A 17778-nucleotide genomic window follows, 5' to 3' on the forward strand; every position below is an offset into this window, starting at 1 on the left:
TGTCGGCGGGACGGGCCGCTACGCGGCCCGACCCTTCCTACGGCTGTTAGTAACGATAGGCGTCAGGCTTGAACGGACCTTCCTGGGTGACGCCAATGTACTCGGCCTGCTGCTTGGTCAGTTGGGTGACCACGCCACCAAAGCCCTTGACCATCTCCAGCGCCACTTCTTCGTCGAGCTTCTTCGGCAGGACTTCGACGGTCAGGCGTTCGGCTTTCTGGGCGGCAGGCAGTTCGGCGAACTTCTGGCCGAACAGGAAAATCTGCGCCAGCACCTGATTGGCGAAGGAGCCGTCCATGATCCGGCTCGGGTGGCCGGTGGCGTTGCCCAGGTTGACCAGGCGGCCTTCGGCCAGCAGGATCAGGTAGTCGTCGTTGAGCGGGTCCAGGTCTTGGCCGGTGCGGTGGATCTTGTGCACCTGCGGCTTCACTTCTTCCCAGGCCCAGTTCTTGCGCATGAAAGCGGTGTCGATTTCATTGTCGAAGTGGCCGATGTTGCACACCACGGCACGCTTCTTCAGGGCGGTGAGCATGTTGGCGTCGCAGACGTTGACGTTACCGGTGGTGGTGACGATCAGGTCGATCTTGCCCAGCAGGGTCGCGTCGATGCTGGCGGCAGTGCCGTCGTTGATGCCATCGATGAATGGCGAAACCAGTTCGAAGCCATCCATGCAGGCCTGCATGGCGCAGATCGGGTCGATCTCGGAGACCTTGACGATCATGCCTTCCTGGCGCAGCGATTGCGCCGAACCCTTGCCCACGTCGCCGTAGCCGATTACCAGCGCTTGCTTGCCGGACAGCAGGTGGTCGGTGCCGCGCTTGATCGCGTCGTTGAGGCTGTGGCGGCAGCCGTACTTGTTGTCGTTCTTGCTCTTGGTCACAGAGTCGTTGACGTTGATCGCCGGGACTTTCAGGGTGCCGGCCTTGAGCATGTCGAGCAGGCGGTGCACGCCGGTGGTGGTTTCTTCGGTGACGCCATGCATGCTGTCGAGCATGGCCGGGTATTTGTTATGCAGGATCTCGGTCAGGTCGCCGCCGTCATCGAGGATCATGTTGGCGTCCCACGGCTGGCCGTCCTTGAGGATGGTCTGCTCGATGCACCATTCATATTCGGCTTCGGTTTCGCCTTTCCAGGCGAAGACCGGAATGCCGGCGGCGGCGATGGCCGCGGCGGCCTGGTCCTGGGTGGAGAAGATGTTGCAGGACGACCAGCGCACTTCGGCGCCCAGGGCAATCAGGGTCTCGATCAGCACGGCGGTCTGGATGGTCATGTGGATGCAGCCGATGATCTTCGCGCCCTTGAGCGGTTGCTCGGCGGCATACTTGCGGCGCATGCCCATCAGGGCGGGCATTTCCGATTCGGCGATGATGATTTCGCGGCGGCCCCAGGCGGCCAGGGAAATGTCGGCGACTTTGAAGTCGGTGAAACCGGCAGGCGTCAGTACAGCGCTCATAAATGAGTTCTCCATTCGTTTGTGTCGAATGGGCGCCGTTGATGCGTATGGTTAACGCCCCATCCGAGCCTGACATAACCCCGGATTGACAGGGTTTGCTGCAGCGCCCCTCGGACAGGTGGCGGGAGCGACCGGGCTGTGCCGATCGTGTGAAGCCTGGCGATTATAGCGATGCCGCGCGCCAAGCCCAAGGCTTTCCGTCGCCCGGGAATGAAGTGGGTGGTAGCCTTGGCCAATTCCGCCGCAATGGACCGAACATGGGCAATCACAAGAGCGCGATTCGTCGACGCAACGTCGACAACATCCTTCTGGCCGCCGAACAGGTCTTCGCCGAGAAGGGCTATGGCGGCACGTCCATGGGCGACATCGCCGAGCTGGTCGGGCTACCGCGTTCCAACCTGCATTATTACTTCAGCACCAAGGACGACCTCTATCGCGCGGTGCTGCTCGGCCTGCTCGAGGTGTGGAAGCAGGACGCGCTGTGCTTCGAGCTGTACGACGATCCGCGGGTGGTGCTCAGCAGCTATATCCGCGCCAAGATGAACCACTCACGCACCCGCGCGCATGGTTCCAAGGTCTGGGCCGACGAGATCATCCACGGCGCCCCCATGCTTGGCGCGACCCTGGATGACAGCCTGTACAGCTGGGCGAAGATGAAGGAGGCGAAGATCCGCCAGTGGGTGGAAGACAAGCGCATCCTGGCGGTGGAGCCGTCCGCGCTGCTCTACATGATCTGGGCCTCGACCCAGCACTACGCCGACTTCAGCCATCAGGTCGGGGTGCTCAACGATCACCGGCCGCTGTCCGACCTGCAGTTCGAACGGGCGGTGCAGACGGTGACCAGTGTGATTCTGCGCGGGATTGGCCTGGAGTCCTGAACCAGGGCGGCGGCGGTTCGCGGCTTAAGCCGCGCCTGCGCCGGAGCTGGGCGCTCCAAGCTGATTGGGCGCGAGGTATTCCTCGTGCGCGATCCAGCGGCCTGCATGCGACGGATGACGGCGTATCGCCGTCCTCCAGCGCTGCCAGCCGGCAAAACCCCGGGCTTCGTATGGTCGTTCGGCGCGGGCCTGGGGTAGACTCGCTGACTCCTTCGAAAAGCCGCCTGCGATAACGCCATGCTCGAACAGTACGTCAAGATGATCCTCACCTCGCGCGTCTACGACGTCGCGGTGGAAACTCCCCTGCAAACCGCCAACCAATTGTCCGAGCGTCTGGGCAACCAGATTCTGCTCAAGCGCGAAGACCTGCAGCCGGTGTACTCGTTCAAGATTCGCGGCGCCTACAACAAACTGGCGCAGCTCTCGGCCGAGGAGCGCGCGCGCGGGGTGGTCACCGCCTCCGCAGGCAATCATGCCCAGGGCCTGGCCCTGGCGGCCAAGGTGCTGGGCGTCAAGGCCACCATTGTGATGCCCAAGACCACCCCGGAGATCAAGGTCCAGGGCGTGCGCTCGCGCGGCGGCAAGGTGGTCCTGCATGGCGACAGCTTCCCCGAGGCGCTGGCCTATTCGCTGAAGCTGGTGGAGGAGAAGGGCTTCATCTATATCCACCCCTACGACGACCCGCACACCATCGCCGGGCAAGGCACGGTGGCGATGGAAATCCTTCGCCAGCAGCCGGGGCAACTGGACGCGATCTTCGTCCCGGTCGGCGGCGGTGGCTTGATCGCCGGGATTGCCGCCTATGTCAAATACCTGCGGCCCGAGATCAAGATCATCGGTGTCGAGCCGGACGACTCCAACTGCCTGCAGGCGGCCATGGCCGCTGGCGAGCGGGTGGTGCTGCCACAGGTCGGGCTGTTCGCCGACGGCGTCGCGGTGGCGCAGATCGGCCAGTACACCTTCGATGTCTGCCGCCACCATGTCGACGAGGTGATCACCGTCAGCACCGACGAGATCTGCGCGGCGATCAAGGACATCTACGACGACACCCGCTCGATCACCGAGCCGGCTGGTGCCCTGAGCGTCGCCGGGATCAAGAAGTACATCGAGCGCGAAGGCAGCAGTGGCCAGGTGCTGGTCGGCATCGACTCGGGCGCCAACGTCAACTTCGACCGCCTGCGCCATGTTGCCGAGCGTGCCGAGCTGGGCGAGAAGCGCGAGGCGATCATTGCCGTGACCATTCCCGAGCAGCCGGGCAGCTTCAAGGCCTTCTGCGAGGCGATCGGCAAACGGCAGATCACCGAGTTCAATTACCGCTACCACAGCGACAAGGAAGCGCACATCTTCGTCGGCGTGCAGACCCACCCGGAAAACGACCCGCGCGCCGCCCTGGTGGAAAACCTGCGAGGCCAGGGCTTTCCGGTGGTGGACCTGACCGATAACGAGCTGGCCAAGCTGCACATCCGCCATATGGTCGGCGGCCATGCGCAGCGCGTCAGCGACGAGGTGGTATTCCGCTTCGAGTTTCCCGAGCGGCCGGGCGCGCTGTTCAACTTCCTGCAGCGCCTCGGCGGGCGCTGGAACATCTCGATGTTCCACTACCGCAACCACGGCGCCGCCGATGGCCGGGTGGTCGCCGGCCTGCAAGTGCCTGAGGCCGAGCGTCATCTGGTGCCGGCGGCACTGGATGCGATCGGCTATCCGTACTGGGACGAAAGTGAAAACCCGGCGTACACCCTCTTTCTGGGTTGACCGGCCGTCGTACACGGCATTGCTTAACGACTTATTGCGTCGGTCATCCGACAGGGAACAACTGCGTTATGGATCCATACCTGCTTCTGCGAATTGCTCACAGCCTGCCCGCCATTCTGCTGCTGCTCGGTGTGCTGGCCCATGTCTTCATGTTGTGGAAGGCCCGGCGTGGCGGTGATGCAGCCATCCTGCAGCGCAAGCTGCGGCGCACCCGCTTGATCAGCCTGCCGCTGCTGGGCTTGCTGGCGCTGAGTTTGCCGGTCAGTGGCTGGGGGCTGGTGAATATGCGCGGCTGGCCGCTGGGCCAGGCCTGGTTGCTGGGTAGCAGCATCCTGTTCGCGGTGGTGATGCTCTGCGGTCTGCTGCTCGCCGGTCGCCTGGCCGCCTGGCAGGCACTGGGTGACGCGCCGGCATCCAGCCGCCTGCTGGGTTTTACCACCGCCTATGCCGGGCTGATCGTCCTGCTGTTGCTGGTAATCATGGGCCTGATGGGCGCCAAGCCGGCCTGACAGTTTGCCTGATCCGTAGGGCACTACTCGCCGCAGGCAGTACGCCATGGATAGTCGGTGCGGTGCAATCTGGCGGGCTGTTCTGTGCTGCGGCCTGTCCGGCCGGCTGTCGTTGCGCGCCGAACGGATCGCCGTGCGCCGGATCAGCGCAGGGAAATGATCGGCCAGCCGCGCTGCTCGGCTGCAGCCCGTAGCTTCGGGTCGGGATCGACTGCGACGGGGTGGGTGACTTGCTCCAGCAGCGCCAGGTCGTTCATCGAGTCGCTGTAGAAGCAGCTGTCGGCCAGGCTGAAACCGCTTTGCGCCAGCCAGCGGTTGAGCCGGGTGACCTTGCCCTCCTTGAAGCAGGGCACGTCGGTGGTGCGCCCGGTGTAGCGCCCGTCGGCCATCTCGCATTCGGTCGCCAGCAGGGTGTCGACGCCCAGGCGGGCGGCAATCGGTGCGGTGACGAAGCGGTTGGTGGCGGTGATGATCAACAGTTTGTCGCCCGCGGCGCGGTGCTCCTCGAGCAGGGCTTCGCCCTTGGCCAGGATGATCGGTTCGACGCAGTCGCGCATGAATTCGCGGTGCCACTGCTCGAGTTGCGCCATCTCGCTGCGGCCGAGGATGGCCAGGCTGAAGTTCAGGTAGTCGCGGATATCCAGGCGACCGGCCAGGTAGTCCTGGTAGAACTCGTCGTTGCGCGTCTTGTAGGCGACGCCATCGAGAATGCCGCGCTCGCACAGGTAATCGCCCCAGGCGTGATCGCTGTCGCCGCCGAGCAGGGTGTTGTCGAGATCGAATAAAGCCAGACGCACAGGGCACCTTTGAGCAAAATATAGAAGGGCGGTCAGGATAACGACTTTTCCCCGGCCTGCCCATTCGGGTGCTCGCGTTGCCGCTGTTGCGGCCTTTGTGGAACAATGCTGGAACATGCGTTTACGAGGTTGTGCGCCGTGATCGATCCTGATGGTTTTCGCCCCAATGTCGGCATCATTCTGACCAATGATGTCGGCCAGGTGCTCTGGGCGCGTCGGATAAACCAGGACGCCTGGCAGTTCCCGCAAGGCGGGATCAACGACTATGAGTCACCTGAAGAAGCGCTGTACCGCGAACTGAATGAAGAAGTCGGCCTGGAGCAGCAGGATGTGAAAATTCTCGCCTGCACCCGGGGTTGGTTGAGGTATCGTCTGCCTCAGCGTCTGGTGCGTACCCACAGTCAGCCGCTGTGCATCGGCCAGAAACAGAAGTGGTTTCTACTGCGTCTGACGTCCGACGAGCAGCGGGTGCGCATGGACCTGACCGGCAAACCCGAATTCGATGGCTGGCGCTGGGTCAGCTACTGGTACCCGTTGGGCCAGGTGGTCACATTCAAGCGCGAGGTCTATCGTCGCGCCCTCAAGGAACTCGCTCCGCGCCTGCTGGCACGGGACTGACACGGACTAGAGCCGAGCCATGCTCAATACGCTACGCAAGATCGTCCAGGAAGTTAATGCTGCCAAGGATCTCAAGGCGGCCTTGGGCATCATTGTGCAGCGGGTCAAAGAGGCCATGGGCAGCCAGGTCTGCTCGGTCTACCTGCTCGACCCGGAGAGCAACCGCTTCGTGCTGATGGCCACCGATGGCCTGAACAAGCGCTCCATCGGCAAGGTCAGCATGGCGCCCAACGAGGGCCTGGTCGGTCTGGTCGGTACCCGCGAAGAACCGCTCAACCTGGAAGACGCTGCCGCTCACCCGCGCTACCGCTACTTCGCCGAAACCGGCGAGGAACGGTATGCCTCCTTCCTAGGGTCGCCGATCATCCACCACCGCAAGGTGATGGGCGTGCTGGTGATCCAGCAAAAGGAGCGGCGCCAGTTCGACGAGGGCGAAGAAGCCTTTCTGGTGACCATGAGCGCCCAGCTCGCCGGGGTTATCGCGCATGCCGAGGCAACCGGTTCGATCCGCGGCCTGGGCAGGCAAGGCAAGGGCATCCAGGAGGCCAAGTTCATTGGCGTGCCGGGTTCGCCCGGTGCGGCGGTCGGTACCGCAGTGGTGGTGCTGCCGCCAGCCGACCTGGAAGTGGTGCCGGACAAGCACGTCGATGATATCGACGCCGAGCTGCTGCTGTTCAACACCGCTCTGGACGGCGTGCGCGCCGACATGCGCGCCTTGTCGGCGAAGATGGCCAGCCAGCTGCGTCCGGAAGAACGCGCGCTGTTCGATGTCTACCTGATGATGCTGGAAGACGCCGCCCTGGGTAACGAGGTGGTCAAGGTCATCAAGACCGGGCAGTGGGCCCAGGGCGCCTTGCGCCAGGTGATCGGCGAGCACGTCAATCGCTTCGAGCTGATGGACGATGCCTACCTGCGCGAGCGCGCCTCCGACGTCAAGGACCTCGGCCGGCGCCTGCTCGCCTACCTGCAGCAGGCACGCCAGCAGACCCTGGTGTACCCCGATAATTGCATCCTGGTCAGTGAGGAACTGTCGCCGGCCATGCTCGGTGAAGTGCCCGAGGGCAAGCTGGTCGGCCTGATCTCGGTGCAGGGCTCGGGCAACTCGCATGTGGCGATCTTCGCCCGCGCCATGGGTATTCCCACGGTGATGGGGGTGGTCGACCTGCCCTATTCGAAGATCGACGGCATCCAGCTGATCGTCGACGGCTACCATGGCGAGGTATTCACCAACCCCAGCGAGCTCCTGCGCAAGCAGTATGCCGAGGTGGTCGAGGAAGAGCGTCAGCTGACCCAGGGCCTCGATGCCTTGCGTGGCCTGCCGTGCGAGACGCTGGACGGTTACCGCATGCCGCTGTGGGTCAACACCGGCCTGCTGGCCGATGTGAAGCGTGCTCAGGAGCGCGGCGCCGAGGGCGTGGGCCTGTACCGTACCGAAGTGCCCTTCATGATCAAGGAGCGCTTTCCCAGCGAGAAGGAACAGCTGGCCATCTATCGCGAGCAGCTGGTGGCCTTCCATCCGTTGCCGGTGACCATGCGCAGCCTGGATATCGGCGGCGACAAGGCGCTGAGCTATTTCCCGATCAAGGAAGAAAACCCCTTCCTCGGTTGGCGCGGCATCCGCGTCACCCTCGACCATCCGGAAATCTTCCTGGTGCAGACCCGCGCCATGCTCAAGGCCAGTGAAGGCCTGGATAACCTGCGCATCCTGTTGCCGATGATTTCCGGGATTCAGGAGCTGGAAGAAGCGCTGCACCTGATTCACCGCTCCTGGGGCGAGGTGCGCGACGAGGGCGTCGACATCCCCTTGCCGCCGGTAGGGGTGATGATCGAGATCCCCGCCGCGGTCTATCAGGTTCGCGAGCTGGCGCGTCAGGTCGACTTCCTCTCGGTCGGCTCCAACGACCTGACCCAGTACCTGCTGGCGGTGGACCGCAATAATCCGCGTGTCGCCGATCTCTATGACTTTCTCCATCCGGCCGTGCTGCAGGCGCTGTGCACGGTGGTCGAAGGTGCCCATGCCGAAGGCAAGCCGGTGAGTATCTGTGGCGAAATGGCCGGCGATCCGGCGGCAGCAGTGTTGCTGATGGCCATGGGTTTCGACAGCCTGTCGATGAACGCCACCAACCTGCCCAAGGTGAAGTGGCTGCTGCGTCAGATCAGCCTGGGCAAGGCCAAGGAGCTGCTGGCACAGGTGATGACCATCGACAATCCGCAGGTGATCCACAGCACCCTGCAACTGGCCCTGCGCAACCTCGGCCTGGGCCGCATGATCAATCCGGCGTCGGATATCCAGGCCTGAATCCCAGGCGCGAGGCAGCCTAGCGCTCGATCCTCACCTCGTTCAGGTAGGCGCCAAAGGGGCCGTAGCTGCGCTCGACCAGGGTTCGCGAGCCGTCGGCCTTGACCAGCAGCACCGTGCTGGCGCGGGTGCCATAGCTGTGGGTGGCGATGAAAATGCTCGAGAGCAGGCGTTCAGTATTCAAGCCCACGCCGGTGTCGGGTAGGCGTGCGTCTTCGACCTGTTGGCTGTCATGAAGCAGGTCCAGTAGCGATGGGATCTGCGGCGCTATCAGGCACTCGTCGAGCAGCGCCTTGGCTTTTTTCACCTTGGGCCAGGGGGTGTCCAGCTCGGCATTCGACAGGCCGTAGAGCCCCTCCGTCAGTTGCACGGGCTCGCCGGCGCGTGAATTCAGCAGCCAGAGTTGCTGCGGGTCGCCGAGTAGTAGGTTGAACGCCGAATAGTCGCCGGCGCGCTGCGCCAGGTCGTGCAAAAAGGCTTGCGGATCGAGCGGGCCATTCAGGAACTGGATGGGCAGCTCGCCCCTGGAGCGGCCTCGCGGCGGCTGGCGCGGGTCGCGGATATTGGTCAGCGCGGCGAAGCGGCCCTGGGGGCCGACGCCCAGCCAGGTGCCGCCGGCCTGTTGATCGCGTCCGGCGATCACTCCCGGCATATCTGGCCATTGCGCCAGCGGTAGGCTGGGGCGGTCATAGAATTCGTCGCGGTTGGCCGCCATGACCAGCGGCAACTCATGGCCGGGACGCCAGGCGAATACGATCAGGCACATGGGAGTCCTATCGGGGGCAGCAGGCTTGAGATCCTAAGATTGAAGCGTAGCTGGCCGATTGCGCAAGTCCTTGGTCCGCTCCGCGCTTCCCGCATCAGCCTGCGACGATTACCATTGCGCATTGTTTTCGGGGGTGGCGATGGAAATCTTGCTGTATTTGGTGCTCGGCGCCGCGGCTGGCGTGCTGGCCGGGCTGTTCGGTGTCGGGGGTGGGATCATCATCGTGCCGGTGCTGGTATTCAGTTTCGCCGCCCAGGGTTTCGACCCGAACGTGCTCACCCACCTGGCGGTGGGCACGTCGCTGGCGACCATCGTCTTCACATCGGTCAACTCGGTACTGGAACACCATCGGCGCGGCGCGGTGCGCTGGCATATCTTCGTCTGGATGACCCTGGGCATCTTGCTGGGCGCGGCCCTGGGGGCCATGACCGCCGCGGCGATCAAGGGGCCGCAGCTACAGAAGATCATTGGCGTGTTCGCGATCCTTGTTTCCCTGCAGATGGCCCTGGACCTTCGACCCAAGGCCATCAGCTCGGTCCCCGGTAAATTGGTGTTGACCGTCGCCGGCGGCGTGATTGGCTGGGCTTCGGCGATTTTCGGGATTGGCGGCGGTTCGCTCAACGTGCCCTTCCTGACCTGGCGCAGCGTGCCCATGCAGCAGGCGGTGGCCACGTCCGCCGCCTGCGGCCTGCCGATCGCGGTGGCCGGCGCGCTGACCTTCATGTGGCTGGGCTGGGACAGTCCGCAATTGCCGCAGTGGAGCCTGGGCTTCGTCTATCTGCCGGCGATGGCCGGGATTGCCTTCACCAGTATGTTCTTTGCCCGTTTTGGCGCACGCCTGGCGCATCGTCTGTCGCCACGCCTGCTCAAGCGCCTGTTCGCCTTGCTGTTGTTCAGCGTTGGCGTGAATTTTTTGATTTGAGGAATTAGCATGCTGCCTTACCCGCAGATCGACCCCGTGGCCATTGCCCTGGGGCCACTGAAAATCCATTGGTACGGTCTGATGTATCTGGTCGGCATCGGCGGTGCCTGGCTGCTCGCCTCGCGCCGCTTGCACACCTTCGACCCGAGCTGGGACAAGGAGAAACTCTCCGATCTGGTGTTCTGGGTCGCCATGGGGGTGATCCTCGGCGGCCGTCTCGGCTATGTGCTGTTCTACGACCTGGCGGCCTATATCGACCAGCCGAGCCTGATCCTGCAGGTGTGGAAGGGCGGCATGTCGTTCCATGGCGGCTTTATCGGCGTGATGCTGGCGAGCTGGTGGTTCGGCAAGCGTAACGGCAAGAGCTTCTTCCAGCTGATGGACTTCATCGCGCCGCTGGTGCCGATCGGCCTGGGGGCCGGGCGCATCGGCAACTTCATCAACGCCGAACTCTGGGGCAAGGCCACCGATTTGCCCTGGGCCATGGTCTTTCCCACCGACCCGCAGCAACTGGCGCGCCATCCCTCGCAGCTCTACCAGTTCGCCCTGGAGGGTGTGGCCCTGTTCGCCATCCTCTGGCTCTACTCGCGCAAGCCGCGGCCGACCATGGCGGTGTCGGGCATGTTCGCCGCCTGTTACGGGCTGTTCCGCTTCATCGTCGAGTTCGTCCGCGTGCCGGACGCTCAGCTCGGCTACCTGGCCTGGAACTGGCTGACCATGGGCCAGGTGCTCAGTCTGCCGATGATCCTCATTGGCCTCGGCCTGATCTGGTTCGCCTACCACCGCCAGGCCGTCCAGGGAGCCGCCCGATGAAACAGTACCTCGACCTGATGCGCCTGGTGCGCGACACCGGCACCTTCAAGAGCGACCGCACCGGCACCGGTACCTACAGCCTGTTCGCCCAGCAGATGCGCTTCGACCTGGCCGCCGGTTTTCCCCTGGTGACCACCAAGAAGTGCCACCTGAAATCGATCATCCACGAGCTGCTGTGGTTCCTGCAGGGCGACACCAATATCCAGTACCTGAAGGACCACGGCGTGCGCATCTGGGACGAGTGGGCCGACGAGAAGGGCGACCTCGGCCCGGTCTACGGCTACCAGTGGCGCAACTGGCCGGCGCCCAACGGCGGCTCGATCGATCAGATCAGCCAGCTGATCGAGACGATCAAGACGAACCCGGACTCGCGCCGCCTGATCGTCTCGGCCTGGAACCCGGCGCTGGTCGAGCAGATGGCCCTGCCGCCGTGCCATGCGCTGTTCCAGTTCTACGTCGCCGAGGGCAGGCTGAGCTGCCAGCTCTACCAGCGCTCGGCCGACATCTTCCTCGGCGTGCCCTTCAACATCGCCAGCTACGCCCTGCTGACCCTGATGGTCGCCCAGGTCTGCGGCCTGCAGCCGGGCGAATTCATCTGGACCGGCGGCGACTGCCACCTGTACGCCAACCACCTCGAGCAGGCCGATCTGCAACTGAGCCGTGAGCCGCTGCCGCTGCCAACCATGCAGCTCAACCCGGCGGTGAAGGATATCTTCGCCTTCAGGTTCGAGGACTTCGAACTGCTCGGCTACCAGGCCCATCCGCACATCAGCGCGCCGGTCGCGGTCTGACGCCTCTGCGCTTGCCGCGGTGTCGACGGCGCCGCGGCAAGGCGGCTATACCTCCTATGCCCAAGGCTGGTCAGGGGTTTGTTACCCTGTGCTGCGGCATGGCTCGTTCCATCGCGGTTGCTGATCGCTGAACCCTGCCTCCGAATTTGATTAACCAACCAACTGCGCAGGCCGCTGGCGGCCTGTCTGTGAGGAAGGAGCATGCTTGTGCCAAGGATTTTGATCGTTCTGTTGCTGGGGTTGCTGGGCTTGAATGCCATGGCGGCGGAAACGGACACACCGCTGCTGCGGGTGGGCATCAACGAGGTGCCACCGTTCGTCATCCGCGAGCCGGATGGCAGTTGGCGCGGCATCAGCATCGATCTGTGGAAGGCTGTCGCCGAGCAGTCGGGCTATCGCTACGAGCTGCTGCCGATGCCGTTCGAACGCCTGTTGCCGAGCCTGGAAGGCGATCAACTGGATGTGGTGGTCGGTGCCCTGACCATGACCGCCGAGCGCGAGGCGCGCTTCGACTTCACTCATCCGTTCTACCGCACCGGGCTGGCCATCGCTGTGCCGAGGGCCGGGGAGGGCAGTGGCTGGGCAGCCGTCAGGGGCTTGCTGTCCTGGCAGTTCGTCAGCCTGATCCTCGGCCTGGCGGTGTTGATGCTGCTGGTCGGTGGGCTGGTCTGGCTGTTCGAGCGGCAGCGCAACCAGCAGCAGTTTGGCGGCACCCCGGTGCAGGGGTTGGGCTCCAGCTTCTGGTGGGCGGCGGTGACCATGACCACGGTCGGCTACGGCGACAAGGCGCCGGTGACCCTGGGCGGGCGGCTGATTGGCCTGGTGTGGATGTTCGCCGGCTTGATCATGGTGTCGACCTTCACCGCGGCGGTGACCAGCGCGCTCACGGTGGGCAACCTGCAGGGCGGTATCCAGGGGCCGGAGGATCTGCGCCGCGCCCATGTGGCGACTATCGACAAGACCGTCAGTGCGCGCTACCTGGACAGCCAGCGAATTCGCCGCAGCGATTACGCCGGCCTGCTCGAGGCGATGCGCGCGGTGCAGCAGGGCGAGGCCGATGCCGTGGTCTATGACCAGCCGATCATGCAGTACCGCAACGGTGAGCTGGGCGGCGGCGGCCTGCGCCTGCTGCCCGGGACCTTCGAGAACCAGTCCTACGCCTTCGCCCTGGCCGACGGCAGCCCCTACCGCGAACGGATCAACCTGGAATTGCTGCGGATGACGAGCGGCGATGACTGGCGCAAGCTATTGCAGCTTTACCTGGGAGCGCCCTGAGGCGCTGCTCCGGCCCCGGTCACGCCGCGCAGGGCATGCAGTCCGACCGGCCGTCGCTCCTGGCAGCCGCTGTGCGCTTGGGCTTAGGCCGCGGTAAGCGTCGTGCTCAGTCGGTCGAGCAGTTCCTCGCGCTCCGCCTGTTGCAGGCGCGCGCCAGGGTTGAGCGAGGACCATTCGGGGTGGGCGCGGGCCTTGTGCAGGGCGTCGGGCAGTTTGCCCTGGCGCCATAGCGCTTCCTGCGGTGCGACCAGCTGGATGGCCTGCACCGCCGCGTGGCCGCGGGCTTCCAGGGTTTGCAGCAACAGTTGCTGGCGCAGGGCGAGCAGGCGCAACACGGCATCGTCCACCGTCAGCTCGCGCTGGCCCTTGAGCTTGCCTTTCAGGCGGGCGCCATAGCCGCGCAGGGTTTGCGCGCTGCCGCCGATCAGGGCGCCGAGGGCGGCCGCGGCGCCGAGGGTGACGCCGCCGACCAGCAGGTCGATGCCGACTCCGGTGGCGGCGCCGGCGGCCATGCCGCCGCCGACCTTGACCCCGAGCTGCTTGAGGGTTTCCGGGTTGAACAGGTCGTCGCCCCAGCGGCCGTCGAGCAAGGGCACGGCTTCGGCCTTGGCGTCATCCTGACGGAAGGCATACAGCCGCAGCAGCGCTTCGACGCAACGCTGTTCGCGCTGGCGGATGGTTTCGCGCAGTTCGCGGATCGCGCCCTGTTCCAGGCTTGGCTGGGCCGCCACGCTGCGGCGGCAGGCGGCGCAGTCGAGCAGCAGTTCGGCGATCAGCCGGGTGCCGTTGTGGCGGCGGGCCTGGCGCTGCACTTCATGGTCGTCGATCAGCCGTTGCAGCTGCGGCCGGGCCTTTTCCTGCAGCAGGGCCAGGCTCTCGTAGAGCCGGCGTTCGCCATCCAGCGGCGGCGCCACGCTGTCGAAGGCGACCCGCGCATGCAGGCCGAGACGGGCCAGGGCCTGGTACCAGTCGTCTTCGCGGTGCTGGTGGCCGGCGACGAAGTTCAGCACCGGCAGCAAGGGCCGGCCGCACATGGCGAGGATCGCCAGTTCGTCGCGGTACTTGGCCAGCACCGGCTCGCGGGCATCGATCACGTAGAGGCCGGCGTCCGAGGCGAGCAACTGGCGCAGCACCTTGGCCTCCTGCTCGAAGCGCTGGCGCGCCTCGCTGCTGTCGAGAAAACGGGCCAGGCGGGAAGGGCCGTCCAGGCGTTCGCCGGGACGCTCCTGACGTTCCAGGTAGTCGAGCAGGGCGATGGCGTCTTCCAGGCCGGGGGTGTCGTACAGCTCCAGCAGGGCCTGGCCGTCCACCGACAGGCGGACACCTTCAACATGGCGGGTGGTGCTGGCACGCGGAGATACTTCGCCGAAGCCGACGTCGCGGGTCAGGGTGCGCAGCAGCGAGGTCTTGCCGACGTTGGTGTGACCGACTACGGCCAGTTTGAGCGGATGCTTCATCGTTGGCTCCCTAGCGTGGCTGGCGCGTTACCCATCCACCGAACAGGATGCTGGATGCACGGGGCGATATAGGCCCCACGCAATTCTCGCCGTCTGAACTGCAGCCGAGCTGCGCGGCACTCGAGGTCAGTCATGGCCCGTCTCAAGCCAGTGCAGCGGGGCACTGTCACTGTGCGCCAGCTGCAGCTGTTCCAGGGCTTGGTGCCAATCGTCCAGGCGAGCGCTGTCGAGGGCTTCGCCCGGTGGTGGCGGTAATAACCAGATGCGTGTGGCGCCGGCACTGCGGGCCAGTTCGGCGAGTAGCGCCAGGCTGCCACGATCCGGCGAGCGCTGCGGATCGCAGGCGATGGCCAGGCGCGCCGGTGGAAAGCGACTGAGTTGTTCGAGCAGGTGCTGGCGCTGCTCGCGGTTGTCGACCACCCCGGCATTGGCGATGCTCTTGGGCAGCGCTGGAGGCCACGTGCGCTGACTGTCCAGCTCGATGGCGACCAGCAGCGCGCCCTGGCTCTGCAAGGGGCCGGTGCCGGCTGGCGGCTGATGCAGCTGCGCTGGCGCCGCATCGCTGATGCCCAGGCGTTCGCTGCTCGGCTGCAGGCGCTCACGCAGCAGGCCGTAGCCAGGCAACTCGGTATCCAGCTGCAAGGCCGCGCATCCCCGACGCCAGCGCCACAGGCACAGCAAGGCCAGCAGCAGGCGCGGCAGCAGGCCATAGACCAGCAGCACGCCGACCAGCCAGCCGGCCCAGCTGTGGCGTGCGCTTTCACTAAGCAGGGCGCTGTCGCCGCTGGCGCGGATCAGCTCGGCATCCGGCAGGGCGAAACCGAGCAGCGCCGGCAGTGTGCCGATGGCCTGGGTCAGGCCGATAAAAGTTTCGCCGCCAAGAATGGTGCTTTCCCAGACGAAACCATAGCGGCGGGTGGAGAGCAGGAGTAGCAGCGTCGCCAGGGTCGCGAGCGAGGCCAGCAGCCACAAGCCATGCACCAGCACACCCAGGCCCCAGCGACTCAGGCGTTGGCGCTGTAACAGCACCAGCAGCGCCGGCGCCAGTTGCGCGGCGCTGGCGTCACGCGCGAGTTTTTCGCTGAGCCACAGCCACGACCGGCCCAGCGCGCCGGCGTTGTCCCGGCTCAGCAGCAGGCCGAGGATCCAGCCGAGCAGCATCAGTAGGTTGAGGCCCAGCAGGCTGCCCAGGGCCCAGAACACGTTGACTGGGCGCTGGCCATCACCCAGGGCCGCGCCCGCCAGGCCGATGCCGCTGAGCAGGGCCAGCAGCAACAAGGCGGCCAGCGCCAATTGCGCACCCTGTAGCCAGTGGTGCAGTGCCTGCACCTGGCCGTCGCGCTGGGCGAGGAACAAGGCGCGGGCCTGGATACGCTGGGCCAAGGTGCCGCCATCCGCTCGGGCGCGGCGGTTGGCCTCGCTGTCTTCCAGCGGACCGGCGTGCTCTTCGCGCAGGCGCATGGTTTCGCTTAGCCAGAGACGATGCAGGCGGTTGAGCACGGGTTTCTCGATTGGCCTCACACGGCGTTCCCTTGGCGAGTGGAAAACAGAGGATAACCGCAGCGGCCTGCTGATGGCACGGCAGTAAGGGCGTGTACTCTTTTGTCAGTCCGGCTAGGCTGGTGGCCAGTCGCTGCGATTTCTGCCGAATCCAGTCGTATCGAGCGCCTGAGACCCAACAATAAAAGCGAGTGCCATCGTGAAATTACCGCACCTGGAGTGGGTCAATCAGGATTCTCCGTACCTGCGTCAGCATCAGCAGGGCTTTCGGGCACTTGGTTTTGACGGTGAACTGGAGCAGGCGTTCAAGCGCTATCACGCCAATGTGTTCCTTCGCCGCATGCGCTGGGCGTTGTTGGTGGCCATGTTGCTGGCGCTGCTGTTTGTGGTGCTGGATGCGATCGGCCTGCCGGACCCACTGCGTGGCTGGATACTCACCCTGCGTTTGGGGGTGATTCAGCCAATGCTGCTCCTGGCCTGGCTGGCCACCTATCGGCGTGGACTGCGCGACCACCTGCAGCTGATCGGCGGTATCGTGGCGCTAGTCTGCGGGCTGGCGGTGGCGGGGATCATTGGCTTGGCCCGCTATCACGACTTTGCTCTGCCCTACGAGGGCATCATCCTGGTCACGGTGTTTTTCTATTTCCTTACGGGTCTACGTTTTACCACTGCCGTGCTATGCGGCTGGCTGACCTTTCTGGCGTATCTGGCCGTGGAGCTGAGCAGTGGCCTGGCGGGCGAACTGCTGCTGAGCAATGCCCTGTTTCTGGCCTTGGCCAATATTATCGGTTCGGTGGGCTGCTATTCCCTGGAATATGCCACGCGGCAGAACTTCCTCGCTCATGGCCTGTTGCAGGACCTTGCCGAGAAGGACTTCCTCACCGGGTTGCTTAATCGCCGCGCCTTCACCGAGCGTGCTGAGCGCAGCTGGCGTCAGGCTCAGCGGGAAAAGCAGGCTCTGGGTGTGGTGATGATGGATGTGGACTTCTTCAAGCGCTACAACGATCACTATGGGCATGCCGCGGGTGACGAGGCGTTGCGCCAGGTTGCTCGGGTGATCGGCGAGCATGCCCGGCGGCCGCTGGATTGTACGGCGCGCTACGGCGGTGAGGAGTTTGTGGGGCTCTGGTATGGCCTGGGTGAAGGCCAGCTGCTGGCGATCCTGCAGGATATCCGCAGCGCTGTCGAGGCGCTGGGTCTGAGCCATGCCTATTCGGATGCAGCCGGCGTGGTCACGCTCAGCATCGGCATGGCCTACCTCACTCCACAACCTCATCAGAGCCTGAGCGATACCTTGCGTCTGGCGGATGTCGCGCTGTACCTGGCCAAGGAGCAGGGGCGTAACCGCGTGGTTGGCAAGCGCCAGGACAGTCAGGTGGATGGAGGGAAGGCTTCAATGATCGCAGCGGAGTCGGTATTCTCGCGCCTATGAAAAACACTCTCCCCCTCTGCCTGATTGCCGCCCTCGCGCAAAACCGCGTGATTGGCCGCGACAACCAACTGCCCTGGCACCTGCCGGCGGACCTCAAGCACTTCAAGGCGCTGACCCTGGGCAAGCCAATCATCATGGGTCGCAAGACCTGGGACTCGCTCGGCCGGCCCTTGCCGGGCCGGCTCAACCTGGTGATCAGTCGCCAGCCCGGCTTGCAGATCGAGGGCGCGGAAGTGTTCGCCTCGCTCGAGGCGGCCATCGTGCGTGCCGAGCAGTGGGCGCGCGAGCAGGGTGTCGACGAATTGATGCTGATCGGCGGCGCGCAACTCTACGTGCAGGCGCTGCCATTGGCCGCGCGGCTGTACCTGACCCGGGTCGAGACAAGTCCCGAGGGCGATGCCTGGTTCCCCGAGTTCGACGCAGGCGCCTGGCAGCGCACGGCCGCCGAGACCTTTGCGCCTCTGGCGCAAGCGCCGGCCTACACCTTCGAGACCTGGGTCCGACGTTGAGCGGTTC

Annotated in this window: 16 protein-coding genes and 1 riboswitch; of the genes, 11 read left to right on the forward strand and 5 right to left on the reverse strand. The window is 64.9% G+C overall.

Features of this window, described 5'->3' with window-relative positions:
* Positions 1–46: 46 nt before the first annotated feature.
* Positions 47–1453 (reverse strand): adenosylhomocysteinase, encoded by a 1407-nt coding sequence (gene ahcY, locus PH586_RS21095; RefSeq protein WP_271349766.1) that lies wholly within the window; start codon positions 1451–1453, stop codon positions 47–49.
* A gap of 23 nt (positions 1454–1476) precedes the next feature.
* Positions 1477–1571: riboswitch (S-adenosyl-L-homocysteine riboswitch) on the reverse strand.
* A gap of 139 nt (positions 1572–1710) precedes the next feature.
* On the opposite strand from ahcY, the gene PH586_RS21100 reads away from it, so the two are divergent.
* From PH586_RS21100 to PH586_RS21110, 3 genes are all read left to right on the forward strand, one after another.
* Complete coding sequence (locus PH586_RS21100; protein WP_271349767.1) at positions 1711–2331, forward strand: TetR/AcrR family transcriptional regulator; 621 nt, start codon at positions 1711–1713, stop codon at positions 2329–2331.
* A gap of 237 nt (positions 2332–2568) precedes the next feature.
* Positions 2569–4083, forward strand: coding sequence for a threonine ammonia-lyase, biosynthetic (gene ilvA, locus PH586_RS21105; protein WP_271349768.1), 1515 nt, complete (start codon positions 2569–2571; stop codon positions 4081–4083).
* 68 nt (positions 4084–4151) lie between these two features.
* Entirely contained in the window at positions 4152–4592 is a 441-nt protein-coding gene (locus PH586_RS21110; protein ID WP_271349769.1) for a DUF2269 family protein, read from the forward strand.
* A 143-nt stretch (positions 4593–4735) separates the two neighbouring features.
* Here PH586_RS21110 and PH586_RS21115 read toward each other — a convergent pair whose 3' ends face one another.
* Positions 4736–5389: a histidinol-phosphatase gene (locus PH586_RS21115; RefSeq protein ID WP_271349770.1), complete on the reverse strand. Its 654-nt coding sequence runs from the start codon at positions 5387–5389 to the stop codon at positions 4736–4738.
* A gap of 138 nt (positions 5390–5527) precedes the next feature.
* Between PH586_RS21115 and PH586_RS21120 the strand changes: the two genes are divergently transcribed.
* Positions 5528–6007: an RNA pyrophosphohydrolase gene (locus PH586_RS21120; protein ID WP_079203695.1), complete on the forward strand. Its 480-nt coding sequence runs from the start codon at positions 5528–5530 to the stop codon at positions 6005–6007.
* A gap of 19 nt (positions 6008–6026) precedes the next feature.
* Positions 6027–8306, forward strand: a complete 2280-nt coding sequence (ptsP, locus tag PH586_RS21125; protein ID WP_271349771.1) for a phosphoenolpyruvate--protein phosphotransferase — start codon at positions 6027–6029, stop codon at positions 8304–8306.
* Positions 8307–8325: 19 nt separating this feature from the next.
* On the opposite strand, the gene PH586_RS21130 is transcribed toward ptsP, so the two are convergent.
* Complete coding sequence (locus PH586_RS21130) at positions 8326–9072, reverse strand: NRDE family protein (RefSeq protein WP_271349772.1); 747 nt, start codon at positions 9070–9072, stop codon at positions 8326–8328.
* Positions 9073–9211: 139 nt separating this feature from the next.
* Between PH586_RS21130 and PH586_RS21135 the strand changes: the two genes are divergently transcribed.
* The 4 genes from PH586_RS21135 (at position 9212) to PH586_RS21150 (ending at position 12873) form a co-directional block, all read left to right on the forward strand.
* Complete coding sequence (locus tag PH586_RS21135; protein WP_271349773.1) at positions 9212–9994, forward strand: sulfite exporter TauE/SafE family protein; 783 nt, start codon at positions 9212–9214, stop codon at positions 9992–9994.
* Between the two features lie 9 nt (positions 9995–10003).
* Positions 10004–10807 carry a prolipoprotein diacylglyceryl transferase gene (lgt, locus tag PH586_RS21140; protein WP_271349774.1) on the forward strand — a complete coding sequence of 268 codons (804 nt, stop codon included), beginning with the start codon at positions 10004–10006 and terminating at the stop codon, positions 10805–10807.
* Entirely contained in the window at positions 10804–11598 is a 795-nt protein-coding gene (locus tag PH586_RS21145) for a thymidylate synthase (RefSeq protein WP_271349775.1), read from the forward strand. The genes lgt and PH586_RS21145 overlap by 4 nt, the downstream gene beginning before the upstream one ends.
* A gap of 201 nt (positions 11599–11799) precedes the next feature.
* Entirely contained in the window at positions 11800–12873 is a 1074-nt protein-coding gene (locus tag PH586_RS21150) for a transporter substrate-binding domain-containing protein (protein ID WP_408637017.1), read from the forward strand.
* An 83-nt stretch (positions 12874–12956) separates the two neighbouring features.
* On the opposite strand, the gene PH586_RS21155 is transcribed toward PH586_RS21150, so the two are convergent.
* Entirely contained in the window at positions 12957–14330 is a 1374-nt protein-coding gene (locus tag PH586_RS21155) for a GTPase/DUF3482 domain-containing protein (protein WP_271349777.1), read from the reverse strand.
* Between the two features lie 126 nt (positions 14331–14456).
* The gene (locus PH586_RS21160) at positions 14457–15791 is read right to left on the reverse strand and encodes a DUF2868 domain-containing protein (RefSeq protein WP_271349833.1); all 1335 of its coding nucleotides are present in this window, start codon (positions 15789–15791) and stop codon (positions 14457–14459) included.
* 238 nt (positions 15792–16029) lie between these two features.
* Here PH586_RS21160 and PH586_RS21165 point away from each other — a divergent pair, with 238 nt between their 5' ends.
* Positions 16030–17262 carry a GGDEF domain-containing protein gene (locus PH586_RS21165; RefSeq protein WP_271349778.1) on the forward strand — a complete coding sequence of 411 codons (1233 nt, stop codon included), beginning with the start codon at positions 16030–16032 and terminating at the stop codon, positions 17260–17262.
* Positions 17259–17771: a dihydrofolate reductase gene (locus PH586_RS21170; RefSeq protein ID WP_271349779.1), complete on the forward strand. Its 513-nt coding sequence runs from the start codon at positions 17259–17261 to the stop codon at positions 17769–17771. The genes PH586_RS21165 and PH586_RS21170 overlap by 4 nt, the downstream gene beginning before the upstream one ends.
* The last annotated feature ends 7 nt before the right edge of the window (positions 17772–17778 follow it).

Source organism: Pseudomonas aestuarii, assembly GCF_027988105.1.
Taxonomy (GTDB): domain Bacteria; phylum Pseudomonadota; class Gammaproteobacteria; order Pseudomonadales; family Pseudomonadaceae; genus Aquipseudomonas; species Aquipseudomonas aestuarii.